Genomic DNA, 14,141 nt, shown 5'->3' with positions numbered 1-14,141 from the left:
TATATATTAATTTACTGAATTGTAAAACTTAGTACATAGAAGAAGAATTCCAAGTATGACTCTTCTACTTAGAATTCTTTTCTTATATACTTTACATATTAATTTTATTTTCCTTCTCATTATCTACTATACTATCGTCTGTTTCTTGTTCATTTCTTTCCGATTTCAAGATATCTCCTATCCACTCAAAAAAATCTCTTAGTTCCTCCTTGGATACCTTTAACTCGTCGTACATAACCTAAAACTTCCTTTCCATATTATTTTATTATTCTTTTATGATTTCATCATCAAATAATCCATCTATCAATTCAATTTTATTAATTTTATCAAAATCATATTCAAGCAATTACTATTTTATTATAAGAAAAATCTCTTTTTAATGTCCTCATCATTTTAACTCTCAAATTTTTTATTTCAACATACTACTTATTTTATTTTTAATTCTTTTAATTTAGACTTTAATACTCTCTCTTTTAATGTATCACCTGAGAATTTATCTAATTCATTATTAGAAATACTATTTAATAGATTTTCATACATATTGTCTAAGCTAATACCAGAAAAATTTAACAAATCTTCATCTTTACTTACCCAATCTGATTGAAATATTTTGTGTATATTAATCGTTTCAGCTTCTCTACTAATTTCTTTATAACTTAATGAGTATTTTCTTTTATTGTTATACTCTAATACAAACAAAATATGATATGGTATATTTTCCTCAATAATATATATAACTGAATCATCAATTTCATAATCATATAGTTCTATTCTAAATACTTCTATTCCCTCTATAAAAGTACCCTTTGCTATATTCATAGTTGTATGATCTATTTTATTTTCCCATGTTATTGACTTAATCTGTTTTTGGAAATAGTTCTTAGCTTTATCAGGAATGGATTTTTGAGTATAAAGATCTTTATAATACTTCTGTTTAGGAATAAATCTAATAAATTCTGTACTTTTTGGTAATCCTAACATTTTTTCACCTCTTTAATTTATAATTAAGAAAATAAATTCACTCAAAATAATTTTATCCTGAAACTTGAATATCTTAACTTAATAATTCCACTCTTCATTCCTTATCTACATTAATGGCTTTCCCTCATGTATAATTTTTTTTATTTCTTTTTATCTAAAGAAGCATCATTCTTTATTTCAAGTGGGAATGGAGTGCCATTGTGCATAATAATTTGTCTATAAAATAAATCTATCGCAGTTGCCCTTGTTAAACCTAATTTTTTAAGTATTGCTTCCGCTTCTACTCTTGTATTCTTACATTTACAGTTGCCGTCTTTATACTAGTCATAACCAACACCTCCGAGTGTCTCTTTTTATTATACACTTATGTATCTCCATTAGCAATACAAATGAGGTACAAAATAATATTAAAATTAAATTCTATTACTATCATAAAAGAAAAAATACACTTAAGATATAATTATATCTCAAGTATATTTCTTAAATATTTATTTACTAAATTTCTCTAGCTACTAATAACATTGAATTTAACAGCATATGTATCCATACAAAAACTTGATGTAGCTCCTAATACTTTTAAAGCGTCCCCTTTTATTTTACTTTTATCTATCCCAGGTTGAACTATATAAATTATAAGTTCCATAGGATAATTTAATAATTTATTCTCAAGAATACTTAAAATCTTTAAATCACCTAAACATATTCTAGTACGGTTTGCTTTACTTTCTCTATATTTTATTCGATTAATCAACTCAATCGGATTAGCTTTCCAAATAACAGATTTTTCTGCTTGACCACATACTTCGTATAAATCTTTCACCCTGCATCCTGGCTTATCTGAAGAAGAATATTTACAGTGATATAACTCTACAATTATTTTATTAACTTCACTTCTAAAAGCTATTACATCTGCGATTTCACCAGAACCGTCATCATCAAATATAAAATCATATTTATTACTCTCTTTTATTTTATTAATTAAATTATACTGTATAGAATCTTTTTTTATTTCTCCCTTACTATCATATTGTGATTCTACTCTAATATTAACCCCCATTTGTTTCCAATCCCAAGAAATTATTTCATGTTTTTTGAATACATTAAAAAATTCTCTATATGGTTTAAACATTAGATTACCATCTATATAACTTCCATTTGTAAACCATATTTTTGGTCTATTTTCCTCCAAATACTTTGAAATTAATAGGCTTTGTTTTTTTGAGATTTCTATCATAGGTTCTTCTTTATTTTTTTCATTAAATATTATTTTATATTTATTTTCATCTATCACTAATGAGAAAGAATATTCATCATGAGGCGTAGTTATTTTGAAATTTTGAATATTATTTTCCATTTTATCCAACTTAATATCGATTTCTCGAAAATCAATTTCATATAATGATGTTTTTAGTATATATCTTTTTTCTGAATTTAAAATCAAATCGTCAAATTCTATTTTATAGGGTATAAAATGTTTTGGGTATTTTTTAATTTCTTCTGGAATCAATACATTTTCTAGAATCTTAGTACTACAATTTTCATCAAGTATTTTCATCATTACTTTATCACACCAATTTTTCCAAAAATTTAGATTTTCTACCCATCTAGACCATATTATACCTTTATAGGAACAACCTATACTAATTTTACCACTCCCCTCATATCCCATACCAAATATATTAGACTTATGGCAATTAGCTTTATTGGATTCTGAAATACCTTCAGCTATATCTACTCCAGCAAACATTTTGTATCTTACTGGTCCATTTATCGCAGAATTTAATCCGACGGTTGATAATGTTAGTCTCTTAATATCACTTAAGCACCTAAATACTTGCTCCCCTTTAACAGGTACTAGATCTTTTTTCGAAAAAATTTTTTCTATCAATCTTTTACATTTTATATGATTCGAACTATTTACACAAATATACTTCATTATTTTATTCCAATAAATAAAATAATAATCCCATTCTAGATTGTTTATGTCCATCTGACTTGTCCAATTTGGAGAAAATTTGGATGGTTCAATGATGACAATAATATTTTCTTTACTATTATAGTTATAATAAGTATTAGATTCTTCAAATAAATCTTTCCAATTATTTAATTGAGAAAAATTCGAATTATAATAATATGCCTTCATACTTACTTTTGTTCTAATCTGTGAAATATCGATTATACTATCCTTATCATCATAAAATCCACCAAGTAATTCTTGGAATGAAATTAGTTCTTGAATTTTCTCGTCTGCTATTTTTGGTAATAACATATTCCAATCAGTATTGGAATTATATAAATTTTCTAAGATATTTTTTGTTTTATTATCTGCTATATTAGCTATTAGTTTAGCCTCACCTAATTCTTTTTTACTTCTTGCAAACCTTCCAATAAATTGTAATGTTATAGGTATTGATTTAAACTTATCATGCAATGCAGCTATTTTCAATGATGGCATATCTATACCTTCACCAAACATATCTACACAGATAACAATTTTACTTTTTCCGTTTTTCAATTTTTGTAAAGCAATATTTTTATTTGATTTAGTTTGATTACTTGTGATTAGAACAGGATTGTATTGCTCGTATTTACTATAAATATTATTATATAAATATTCTGCTTTTTTTATATTTTCCGTTCTTACAAGTAATGTATGACTAAAACCTTTAGCCAAATCATCACGTAATATTTCTACTGCTTTTTCAGCAATTTTCAAATCATACAGATCCACATCATATTCTTCTAGTGCAATAAAATTAATCGGTTTAAAATAACCTAATTCTAGTGCTTTTTTTAAAGGAAAATTATAAATTATTTTTCCATCTACTAATTTTTTATCTTCTCTAAAGGGTGTTGCTGTGAACTGCAAAATTTTCTTTTGAGAAAACAACTGTTTAAATCTCTTCCATGTTGTTGATGAAACATGATGTGCCTCATCAATAATTAATAAATCACAATTTTTTTTTAAAATATCAATATGATCTTTTAAAAGAAAATTAGTCAAATCAATTGTAGTAATAATTATATTCGAATTACTAACTAAATTTTCGAATTTTTCATTATCAATTCTTGAGGATTTTAAACATAATGTATTAGGAGATATTACCGTTTCTTTAACACAACCTAAACTTCTTAGCATAGTTAATTCTTTTACTCTATCAAAAATCTGATCTCTTAGTAATACATTTGGTACAACTATTAATGTTTTATGAACTTTTTCTGAAACTATTGTTGCAATCATAGTTTCAGATTTACCCGTTCCAGTAGGTAAAACTATCGTCATATCGGAATCATCCAAAGTCCAGTTGGCTCGTATTGAACATAGTGCTCCATATTGAGGTACCCTTAATCCATTTAATTTTTCATTTTCTAATTTATCAACAAATCCTTCACTATAAGACTCCCAAATTTTAGTACTCGATAATACTTCTCCTTTAACATCTTCTGTATATGAAAATACATACGGTTTTTCTTTTAATTCTCTTTTCATTTTCCCTCCATTAACAATTATCGTTGACTCTAGCTATTAAATATTCATGTTATTAATCCAAGCAATAGTTTTTCAATATCTTATTTTACATTTTAAATTTATATTTAATATTTGAACATAATTTTAAATAAGTATATTCTTAATTTATTTAGCTTCTTCTCTTATTTCAAATACTTTTTTTGAAATAATTGATATAATATTATTTTTTAAAATTTTTATTTTAGTTTCATCTTCTATTCCAGATTGTTCTATAAAATTATTTTCAATACTATCATATAAATTCCCAAGCTGTCTAGGTGATTTTTTTATTGTATCAAAATTTTCATTATAACAATAAATTATTATTGGCATATTTTTATTAATAGAATTATCAGCTATTTTTTTCCATAAATATCTATCTGTAGCACCAATCGAGGTACCAAATATTATTATAAGATTAGCCCAATCAATAAGATCAATATTTTTAAAATGCCTATTATCTCTAGCTTGAATAAGCATTTTTTCTTTGATTAAATACTTTTTATTTGAATCCATAAATTCTTTGTTTAACTGATTTTCATCATTCACTCCTAATATCAAGGAAAAATCGAGTGTTCCATGAGCATGTTCAACATTTTTTATAAAACATCCATGATTATGCCCTCTAAAAGAGTTATATTCCTTATTTTTTTCTTTCTCTATTATCTGACCTAGAATATTTGTATAATTTAACGTTAAAATCTTTATATAATCTGTTTGTATTGGAAAGCTCTGAATAAATTTTAAAACTCTTTCTTTTAAACCATCCGGAATTTGACTATATATACTCTTCAAATTTTTTTGAATATCAATTGATTTTCCTGTTAAATCAAATTTTTCTTGTTCTATTTGGAGATAACTGTTTAAATCTAAATTTACATCATCTAGGGCAATCATAAATTCTTCTTCATCAACTTCAGGTTTCTTAGTCAACTTACCTAAAGCTAGTTCCAAATCAGACCAGTTTGTCCATTTAGTTTCTTGATTTGTTAAAATATTATCATATATAATATTAGAATAATTATTATTCTTTTTCTTTTCTTTATATATTGGTAATTGATATTCATAAAAATCAGAATACTTTGTTTTCAATCCATATTGAATATCTAATCCATTACCTACGATATAGAGTATGTTCATGAAATCACCTACTTTTCTAGTTTTATTGTACTAATATTATATCAGACATATTCTTCATAATCAAGATTTCCGGGAAATTGTAATTAATTTTATTTGCTTTTTTGGTTTTATTTTCAAAAAAGTCTTTTACTATAATCAAATATCCTTACTTATTATTTTTTCTTTTTCATAATACAAAAAACATCTTTGCTTTGACCGAGAAAGATGTTATTTTTGTAATCAATATTTTTTTGGTCACCGTTATAAAATCGATATCCTCTTTAAAAGAATAACATTTAATTTTTTATTTTCAATGATTAAGTTATTCATTTCAAATTTGCAAAACAACTCAGTATCCCTACCAAACTACTTACTTCATATACTTCGTTATTTTACCTTCTTTTTTGTATGTTTCTACTGCTTTAGCCACTCTCTCGAAGTCACGTTTTAAGCTATATGAATAGATATCTCTAAATAATCTATATCCTAGTTTTTCATTTACTTCGAATGCTAGTGTGTATAATTCGTATGTTTCCATTGAATCGAAGTTTTCGTGTGCTTTTACAACATCTACTAATATATCATCACTATGTTCTACTAATGCTTTTTCTAGTCTCTCATTTAAGAATTTCGATTTTTCTAGGGTATGTTTATATAGTTCTTTTGATGTAGTTAAAAAGTCTGCTACTAAACTTTCTTTATCTAGTTTATCGTATAATTCATACCCTAACTGTTCGTTTACATCTTTTGCGATTTCTACCAATCTTTCTTCTGATACTGGTTTTAAACTATATGCTGCGTTATTAACTTCTGAAAATACGTTTTTCTCTTCTTCTATCGCTTTTTGTAATAATTCTAAGTTCATAAAAATCCTCTCAATACTATTTTTTCATTTATTCTTACATAATATTATAACATATTTATTGCGAATTATTTTATGACTTATCACTATATTAGTTATTTCTACACTCTTGTATGAACCCTTTTTTCTCCTCTTTGTTTTTCATTCAAACACCTCTTGAAAAATCTGTAATTCTACGATAAAATTAACGTATTAAATAAGGAGAGAATATTATGAGTGAATCGAAAATAATGTTAACTATTGATGATGAATTAAAAAATGAAGCTGAGGATTTATTTTACAGTCTTGGATTTAATTTAGAAACTGCCATCAGCATGTTCCTTACAAAAGCTGTTAATGAAGGTGGTATACCTTTTGAAGTAAAACAAACAAAATACGTTGAAAGTCCTGATTTTATCTCAAGTCACTTTACTATTAAATCAGCTGTATATGAGATTAATGAATACATAAAAGATAGATTCAACGAAGAACCTTCATTTACCCTAGCATGTGAAAATAGAGGTCTTACAGATGATGAAACTAGTAAATTATTCATTCTATTTTCTAATAATACTGAAGAAATTGATCAAGAAGAGTTCACAGAAAAAAATATTGATAACCTAGTAGAATTATCTACAATCGCCTTCCCAGCATTAAGACGACTAAAAGATGAACAACTACGTGATATCGTGAATACATATATCACAAACTACTATTTAATTAGATAGTATTAACTAAATAAAAAATTTTCAGGAGTATCTTAACAGATTTGATTTTAAGGTGCTCCTGTTTTTTTATTATAAATATTTTATTGATCTTTCAAAGAACATATTTTCAACTGGAACTTCACTTCCAACTTTAATCATTTTTACCCTTAATTGGAAGTTCACTTCCAACTTTGTTTCTTATTCTTATTATTCAATTTCTTCAGATTTTTATTTTTACAATCACTTTATTTTCTGATAAACTATAATTGTAAATAAATAAAACACTTACATTTATGTAAATAAGAGGAGATTATTATGACAAAATTTAATAAAAAAGTTGTTTCAGTAGCTTCACTTGCGGCTACTTTACCTGTCCTTATCGGTAGTTTTGCTGGGTATCAAAAATTACGTTATAACCGTAGTACAAAAGCTGGGCTAATCGAGTTATATCTTGGTAATAAGTATAAAAAACTTAGAGATATTGATGAAACTAAAAGACTAGAAAAACAAAAAGCAGATAATATCGAAGAAACTGTAAATGTATATGAATTCGATACTGAGTCTAAATTCTATACTAGAATTGTTTCCGATAGACAGGTGTGGCATTTAAATAGTGTAAATAACTCTAATTCTACTATATTCTATATTCATGGTGGTTCATACGTTCATGAATTCGTAGATATTCAATGGGAGATGGCAGATAAAATTGCTCAAGAAGCTGATGCTGAGGTTATTATTCCTGATTACGGTCTAGCTCCTTTGTATACTTATAAAGATAGCTATGAATTTTTAACAAAATTATATACAGACTATATTTCTAAAAATCCAGACAAAGATGTCTATATTATGGGAGATAGTGCTGGTGGCGGATTAGCACTTGGATTAGTTCAAGATTTTGTTCAAAATAATATTAAACTACCTAAAGGTCTTATCCTTCTAAGTCCATGGGTTGATTTAACTATGTCGAATCCTGATATTAAACAATATATCAAAAAAGATCCTCTACTTCACGTAGATACTTTACTAGCTGATGCTAAAGCTTGGGCTGGTGATACAGATTTATCTGATTGGAAAGTTTCTCCATTATACGGTGAGATGAATGGTTTACCTGAAGTTTTATTATTCTCAGGAACTCGTGAACTCTTATACCCTGATATAGTTTTATTAGCCGAAAAACTTCGTAAAGCGAATGTGAAAATTGATTTCGAAATCGGAGAAAACCTAAACCACGTCTTTCCAGCTTTCCCAATCCCAGAAGCAGATGTAGCTATTAATAAAATTGTTGAATTTGTGAAGAATTAATAGTAAGTAAATATTTCTAATACAAATAGCTATCTTTATTTAATAAGAAAGAAAATAGACCACAAAAATATTAACAAATTTTTGTGGTCTATTTCCATTTAGTTTTGAATTTTGTATCTTATATATTTTTAAAAACTTTAAATTAAATTTAAAAAATTTCTATGTTATTATCATCTTAATAACGGAGAAATGTGACTAGTACTTCTCTAGATTACCTTTTTCGTTTTGTATAAATTCTAGTTTTCAATTAAATCTTCTATTTTTTCTTTAGCTTCTTCTAATGTTTTTCTATTATTTATCTTTTCTAATACTAACTTTAGAAGAGTCTCTTTATATTCGAAAAATTGTTCATCTGTCATGCATCCCATTTTTTTCTCCTTTCTTTTCTTCTTCGCAATATTTCTAAATAATCATCTAATTTATCTTCTAGTGCTAATTTTATCAGCATACTTTGATTATAGAGTGAAAATTTTAGAGTATTATAAAATATATAACTGAATCACCATTAGCTGCATTTATTGCAAATTAAATATTATACTTATTTGATAATTCTACTCGTTTTACTTTTATACTTCTTATTCAACAATAAGTGAGCATGAAAGTAAAACTTTTTCTATATATCCCTAATAATATCTAACATTAAATCTAATATCCACTATATTTTTTTTCAAAAGTCCTGTCTTATTTCTCAATATCTACTTTTTCAACCACAAAGGTCCAATTCCATTCCCCAATGTCCGCTCCTTTAACTATTAATGTCTAGTTTTACTCCCCAATGTCCACTCTTTTAACCACGAATGTCCAGTTCGATTCTCCAATGTCCACTTTTTTAACCACGAATGTCCAGTTTTTACATTTTAATACAAAAACTCGAAACAAAGATTTCTCCTTGCTTCGAGTTCATTTATTATTTTCGTTATTATCGTTTTGCGATTTCTTCTAATAACATTTTGTTGATCATTTGTGGGTTGGCTTGTCCTTTTGAGGCTTTCATGATTTGACCTACTAAGAAACCAATCGCACGGTCACGACCGTTTTTGTAGTCTTCGATAGATTTTGGATTGTTATCTAATGCTTCGTTAACCCAAGCTAATAATTGTCCACTATCTGATACCTGTACAAGACCTTTTTCTTTAACGATCTTCGCAGCGTCTCCACCGTGTTCGATAAGTTCTGCGAATACTTTTTTAGCTATTTTACTTGAGATTGTTCCGTCAGTGATTAATTTAATCATTCCTGCTAAACCTTCTGCAGTTAATGCTGTTTCTTTAAGTTCTTTTTGTACTTTGTTTAAGTATGCATTCACATCTACCATTAAGTAGTTAGAAGCTAATTTTGGATCTGCTCCTAAAGCTACTGTTTGTTCAAACATGTCTGACATTTCTTTAGTTAATGTAAGAACGTGTGCATCGTAAGCTGGTAATCCAAGTTCTTCTTGGTATCTTCTTTGACGAGCGTCTGGAAGTTCTGGAATAGTTTTTCTTACTTCTTCCATCCATTCGTCTGAGATGATCATAGGCACGATATCTGGCTCTGGGAAGTAACGGTAATCGTCTGAACCTTCTTTAACACGCATAAGTTTTGTTGTACCTGTTGTTTCATCGAAACGACGTGTTTCTTGATCAATTTTTCCTCCTGAAAGGATAACTTGCTCTTGACGTTTTTCTTCGTACTCTAAACCTTTTTTAACAAAAGTGAATGAGTTTAAGTTTTTAAGCTCAGTTTTTGTACCGAATTCATCTTGACCGTAAGGACGAATAGAGATGTTCGCGTCACAACGCATTGATCCTTCTTCCATCTTAACGTCAGATACTTCGATGTATTGAATGATTGAACGTAATTTTTCTAAGTAAGCATATGCTTCTTCTGGCGTTCTAATATCTGGCTCAGATACGATCTCGATAAGTGGTGTACCTTGACGGTTAAGGTCAACTAGTGAGTAACCATTTTTGTGAGTTAATTTACCAGCATCTTCTTCAAGGTGAGCACGTGTAATACCGATACGTTTAGTTTCTCCGTTAACTTCGATATCAATCCATCCATTTTCCCCGATTGGTTGATCAAATTGTGAGATTTGGTATGCTTTCGGGTTATCTGGATAGAAGTAGTTTTTTCTATCGAATTTTGACTCACGAGCTACTGTCATGTTAAGCGCCATTGCTGCTTTCATTCCCCATTCTACCGCTCTTTTGTTTACTACTGGAAGTACCCCTGGGTATCCTAAGTCGATAACGTTTGTGTTAGTGTTTGGTTCTGCACCAAAGTGAGCTGGAGATGGTGAGAATATTTTTGAATCTGTTTTTAATTCTACATGGACTTCTAGTCCAATTACTGTTTCAAAATGCATCTTGTTTCTCCTATTATAATTCTATTTTTTTATCGTGTAAGTTGTAGTGTTGTTCGAAGTTGTACGCTACATCATATAGTGTAGATTCTGCGAATGGTTTAGCAATAATTTGCATACCGATTGGACGTTTACCTTTGAATCCACATGGAATACTTAATCCTGGAAGACCAGCCATGTTTACTGGGATTGTTAAGATATCGTTAGCGTACATTGTAATTGGGTCTCCAACTTCTTCTCCAATGTTGAATGCCACTGTTGGAGCAGTTGGTCCAATGATTACATCGTATTCTTCGAATACTTTATCAAAGTCTTGTTTAATTAGTGTACGAACTTGTTGTGCTTTTTTGTAGTATGCATCGTAGTATCCTGAAGATAATACGTATGTTCCTAACATAATACGGCGTTTAACCTCAGCTCCAAATCCTTCTCCACGTGTTTTTTTGTAAATTTCTTCAAGGTTTGTTGCGTTTGGACTTCTAAATCCGTAACGAATACCATCGAAACGAGAAAGGTTTGAACTTGCTTCAGCAGAAGCGATGATGTAGTAAGTTGAGATAGCGTAGTCTGTGTTTGGAAGACTTACTTCTTCTACGATTGCTCCTTGGCTTTCTAAGTATTTAACACCTTCAAGAACGGCTTTTTTAACATCTTCATCGATTCCAGCACCGAAGTATTCTTTTGGAAGAGCGATTTTCTTACCTTTGATATCTCCAGTGATGATTTTGCTGAATTCTGGTACTTCTACAGGTGCACTAGTCATGTCGTTAGCATCTAATCCTGAGATGATTTCTAATACACGAGCGTTATCTTTTACTGTACGAGTCATTGGTCCGATTTGGTCTAATGATGAAGCGAATGCTACTAATCCAAAACGAGATACACGTCCGTATGTTGGTTTTAATCCAACGATACCACAGTATGAAGCTGGTTGACGGACAGAACCACCAGTATCACTTCCTAGAGTGAAGCTTACTTGTCCTGCTGCTACTGCTGTAGCTGAACCACCACTTGATCCTCCTGGTACTGCATCTAAGTCATGAGGGTTACGAGTAAGTTTGTAGTAAGATGTTTCAGTAGATCCACCCATTGCGAACTCGTCCATGTTTAATTTCCCTAAAAGAATTGGGTTTTCTTTGTTAAGTTTGTTCATTACTGTTGCATCGTAAATTGGATTGAATCCTTCTAAGATTTTTGATGCACAAGTTGTTTGAATGTCTTTTGTAACGATGTTATCTTTGATTCCCATTGGGATACCGAATAATTTACCTTCAGCGCGTCCTTCTTCTTGAGCACGGTCTAAAGCTTCAGCTTGTTTTAATGCTACTTCTTCAGTTACTGTAATGAATGAACCTACTTTTTCATCAGTAGCTTTAATTCTGTCTAGTGATTCTTTTACTAAATCACTTGGTTTAATTTCTTTATTTTTAAGTTTAAGTTCTAAACTTTCAATTGATTCATGTAATAAACTCATTAAATTATCTCCTTATTTTATTCAATAATAGTAGGTACTTTGAATTGTCCTGCTTCAGTTTCTTTAGAGTTTTTAAGAACTTCTTCTCTATCCATTCCGTCATGAGCTACGTCTTCTCTAAATACATTAACTAAGTCTAGAACGTGATAAGTTGGTTTTACATTTTCTGTTGGTGCGCTGTTGATTGTATTAAATAAATCTACAACTTTTTCTAATTTTTCGATGTACCCATCTACTTCACTTTCTTGGATTTCTAATCTAGAAAGATGAGCGATGTGAGCTACTTGTTCTTTCGTAATTGTTGTCATAAGTGCCTCCATATTTTTATCAATTTTAACTTCTAATATTAGCCAAACCTCTTATAATTTGAAATAAAAAAACGCCCCACATAGTTACATAACTACATGGGACGAATACTAATTTCGTGGTGCCACCCGAATTCATATCAGTTTCCTGATACCTTTCAACTTATATTCGGTTTTATAAAGAGTGTTGCTTATTCCAATCATTTATATTTAATCTTTCAGCCTATGGATTAAACTCTCTTCTAAAAAAACATGAAATAAAAGTCTCTTTACTAATATTTTATATTACGGTTTACTTAGTCTATATTATACTAAACGACCATTATTGTCAAGGATTTTATAAAATTTATAGTATTCTGAATTTATTATTATTTAAATATCTCATTACAAAATAAATATATATTCTGTGTTTAAAATATTAATTATTATCTCCGTAGATTCATTTTTAAATCAAACTTAGCTATGCGTTGAACTACTCTAGTTTTATAATAAAGCTTATTATAAATAACTCATCTGTTGAAAATTAAACCTACTTTATCTCTACTAGTAAATAATTCTTATATATCATTTCTTTAGTTCAAAAGATTTTTCACATCTTCAATATCTAAAACTTGCGCAAAACGATTGTTCCAGATATGCTCTTGATAAAAGTCAATAATTTGTTGCGCTTTCAAATGATTATTATCAAATGTTGTTACAGCATCTCTCACTAAGACTTGCTCATAACCATACTCAAAACCAACTTTTAATGAAGTATCGATACAAAACTCTGCTTGCATTCCTACCACTGTATAACTCTTAATTCCTTTACTATCTAAATAAGCTTTTACTTCTGTTTTTCGAAATATAGAATTGAAATTTTTATTGAAAATCTTATCTTGCGGACGCGGACTTAATTCATGATAAATTGACCAGCTTGGGTCTCCTTCTGATAGGAATCCTTCAGATTCTGTATGGCGGATATAAATAATTTCTTTACCAGCTTCCTCAAAACTTGAAATAGTTTCTTTCACTTTCACAATATATTCCTCTTTATTAGCAGGTCCAAGTTTAACTAATCCCTCTTGAATATCAACAACAATCAATGCTTCCATCATTTTTTTCTCCTTTGAATTCTATTATTTTTTATATTGTAGCAACATTTACATAAACTGTCAACCAACCTATCTCGATATATTTTTAGGTTGTAATACATATGTGTCAAATAATAAAAGGTTGCTCACACTAATGCTCTTGACATATTTTAAATATTTTACCAGATAAATATTTCTTCGTGTATTCTACACTTGAAATATAAACAACTACCACATCCTTTTTATTTGCTTAAATATTGAAAATGGTATAATATGTTGTAGGTATGTTAAATGGGAGTGACTCAAAAATCGTGATTTCGGAGAAATCGATTTTGTCGAGTCACCCCCGCACAGTTTATTAGATATCTAAAAAGCTTTTATAAAGCGTATTTAGATATCAATAAACCACTGCGTCTATGAGTTATCATATGAACTTTGTTAAATTTTATGACTTTTGGGGCAGTCACTTATTTTGGTCTTTTCGATC

13 protein-coding genes are annotated in these 14,141 nt (G+C 28.8%); 2 read left to right on the top strand and 11 right to left on the bottom strand.

Annotated elements, in window-relative coordinates; translation table 11 throughout:
• Nucleotides 1-91: 91 nt before the first annotated feature.
• The 6 genes from ACWOA3_RS01960 to ACWOA3_RS01935 all read right to left on the bottom strand — a co-directional run bounded on the left by ACWOA3_RS01960 (nt 92) and on the right by ACWOA3_RS01935 (nt 6,473).
• Nucleotides 92-235 carry a hypothetical protein gene (locus ACWOA3_RS01960; protein WP_456883899.1) on the bottom strand — a complete coding sequence of 48 codons (144 nt, stop codon included), beginning with the start codon at nt 233-235 and terminating at the stop codon, nt 92-94.
• Nucleotides 236-426: 191 nt separating this feature from the next.
• Entirely contained in the window at nt 427-981 is a 555-nt protein-coding gene (locus ACWOA3_RS01955) for a DUF4391 domain-containing protein (protein WP_456883898.1), read from the bottom strand.
• Nucleotides 982-1,121: 140 nt separating this feature from the next.
• The gene (locus ACWOA3_RS01950) at nt 1,122-1,214 is read right to left on the bottom strand and encodes a hypothetical protein (protein ID WP_456883919.1); all 93 of its coding nucleotides are present in this window, start codon (nt 1,212-1,214) and stop codon (nt 1,122-1,124) included.
• Nucleotides 1,215-1,486: 272 nt separating this feature from the next.
• Nucleotides 1,487-4,471, bottom strand: a complete 2,985-nt coding sequence (locus ACWOA3_RS01945) for a DEAD/DEAH box helicase (protein WP_456883897.1) — start codon at nt 4,469-4,471, stop codon at nt 1,487-1,489.
• Nucleotides 4,472-4,615: 144 nt separating this feature from the next.
• On the bottom strand, nt 4,616-5,629 hold the full coding sequence (locus ACWOA3_RS01940; protein WP_456883896.1) for an AbiH family protein: 1,014 nt from the start codon (nt 5,627-5,629) through the stop codon (nt 4,616-4,618).
• 349 nt (nt 5,630-5,978) lie between these two features.
• The gene (locus ACWOA3_RS01935) at nt 5,979-6,473 is read right to left on the bottom strand and encodes a hypothetical protein (RefSeq protein ID WP_456883895.1); all 495 of its coding nucleotides are present in this window, start codon (nt 6,471-6,473) and stop codon (nt 5,979-5,981) included.
• A 209-nt stretch (nt 6,474-6,682) separates the two neighbouring features.
• Between ACWOA3_RS01935 and ACWOA3_RS01930 the strand changes: the two genes are divergently transcribed.
• Nucleotides 6,683-7,177 carry a type II toxin-antitoxin system RelB/DinJ family antitoxin gene (locus tag ACWOA3_RS01930; protein ID WP_456883894.1) on the top strand — a complete coding sequence of 165 codons (495 nt, stop codon included), beginning with the start codon at nt 6,683-6,685 and terminating at the stop codon, nt 7,175-7,177.
• Between the two features lie 294 nt (nt 7,178-7,471).
• Entirely contained in the window at nt 7,472-8,458 is a 987-nt protein-coding gene (locus ACWOA3_RS01925) for an alpha/beta hydrolase fold domain-containing protein (RefSeq protein ID WP_456883893.1), read from the top strand.
• 236 nt (nt 8,459-8,694) lie between these two features.
• Here the strand turns inward: ACWOA3_RS01925 and ACWOA3_RS01920 are convergent, their stop codons facing one another.
• The 5 genes from ACWOA3_RS01920 to ACWOA3_RS01900 form a co-directional block, all read right to left on the bottom strand.
• On the bottom strand, nt 8,695-8,826 hold the full coding sequence (locus ACWOA3_RS01920) for a hypothetical protein (protein ID WP_456883892.1): 132 nt from the start codon (nt 8,824-8,826) through the stop codon (nt 8,695-8,697).
• 551 nt (nt 8,827-9,377) lie between these two features.
• The gene (gene gatB, locus ACWOA3_RS01915) at nt 9,378-10,805 is read right to left on the bottom strand and encodes an Asp-tRNA(Asn)/Glu-tRNA(Gln) amidotransferase subunit GatB (RefSeq protein ID WP_102169666.1); all 1,428 of its coding nucleotides are present in this window, start codon (nt 10,803-10,805) and stop codon (nt 9,378-9,380) included.
• Between the two features lie 13 nt (nt 10,806-10,818).
• Nucleotides 10,819-12,276, bottom strand: coding sequence for an Asp-tRNA(Asn)/Glu-tRNA(Gln) amidotransferase subunit GatA (gatA, locus tag ACWOA3_RS01910; protein WP_456883891.1), 1,458 nt, complete (start codon nt 12,274-12,276; stop codon nt 10,819-10,821).
• A gap of 17 nt (nt 12,277-12,293) precedes the next feature.
• Nucleotides 12,294-12,584: an Asp-tRNA(Asn)/Glu-tRNA(Gln) amidotransferase subunit GatC gene (gatC, locus tag ACWOA3_RS01905; RefSeq protein ID WP_003145468.1), complete on the bottom strand. Its 291-nt coding sequence runs from the start codon at nt 12,582-12,584 to the stop codon at nt 12,294-12,296.
• 569 nt (nt 12,585-13,153) lie between these two features.
• Nucleotides 13,154-13,678 carry a cysteine hydrolase family protein gene (locus ACWOA3_RS01900; RefSeq protein ID WP_048802961.1) on the bottom strand — a complete coding sequence of 175 codons (525 nt, stop codon included), beginning with the start codon at nt 13,676-13,678 and terminating at the stop codon, nt 13,154-13,156.
• Nucleotides 13,679-14,141: the final 463 nt, after the last annotated feature.

It is taken from the genome of Gemella taiwanensis (assembly GCF_054054385.1).
This window is presented reverse-complemented; position numbering and strand designations above follow the sequence as displayed.

Bases quoted from the DNA above. Each gene is read 5' to 3' on its own strand.
- ACWOA3_RS01935 (WP_456883895.1), bottom strand. From the start codon at position 6,473: ATGAACTTAGAATTATTACAAAAAGCGATAGAAGAAGAGAAAAACGTA.
- ACWOA3_RS01955 (WP_456883898.1), bottom strand. From the start codon at position 981: ATGTTAGGATTACCAAAAAGTACAGAATTTATTAGATTTATTCCTAAA.
- gatB (WP_102169666.1), bottom strand. From the start codon at position 10,805: ATGCATTTTGAAACAGTAATTGGACTAGAAGTCCATGTAGAATTAAAA.
- ACWOA3_RS01960 (WP_456883899.1), bottom strand. From the start codon at position 235: ATGTACGACGAGTTAAAGGTATCCAAGGAGGAACTAAGAGATTTTTTT.
- gatA (WP_456883891.1), bottom strand. From the start codon at position 12,276: ATGAGTTTATTACATGAATCAATTGAAAGTTTAGAACTTAAACTTAAA.
- ACWOA3_RS01900 (WP_048802961.1), bottom strand. From the start codon at position 13,678: ATGATGGAAGCATTGATTGTTGTTGATATTCAAGAGGGATTAGTTAAA.
- ACWOA3_RS01945 (WP_456883897.1), bottom strand. From the start codon at position 4,471: ATGAAAAGAGAATTAAAAGAAAAACCGTATGTATTTTCATATACAGAA.
- gatC (WP_003145468.1), bottom strand. From the start codon at position 12,584: ATGACAACAATTACGAAAGAACAAGTAGCTCACATCGCTCATCTTTCT.
- ACWOA3_RS01920 (WP_456883892.1), bottom strand. From the start codon at position 8,826: ATGGGATGCATGACAGATGAACAATTTTTCGAATATAAAGAGACTCTT.
- ACWOA3_RS01930 (WP_456883894.1), top strand. From the start codon at position 6,683: ATGAGTGAATCGAAAATAATGTTAACTATTGATGATGAATTAAAAAAT.
- ACWOA3_RS01925 (WP_456883893.1), top strand. From the start codon at position 7,472: ATGACAAAATTTAATAAAAAAGTTGTTTCAGTAGCTTCACTTGCGGCT.
- ACWOA3_RS01940 (WP_456883896.1), bottom strand. From the start codon at position 5,629: ATGAACATACTCTATATCGTAGGTAATGGATTAGATATTCAATATGGA.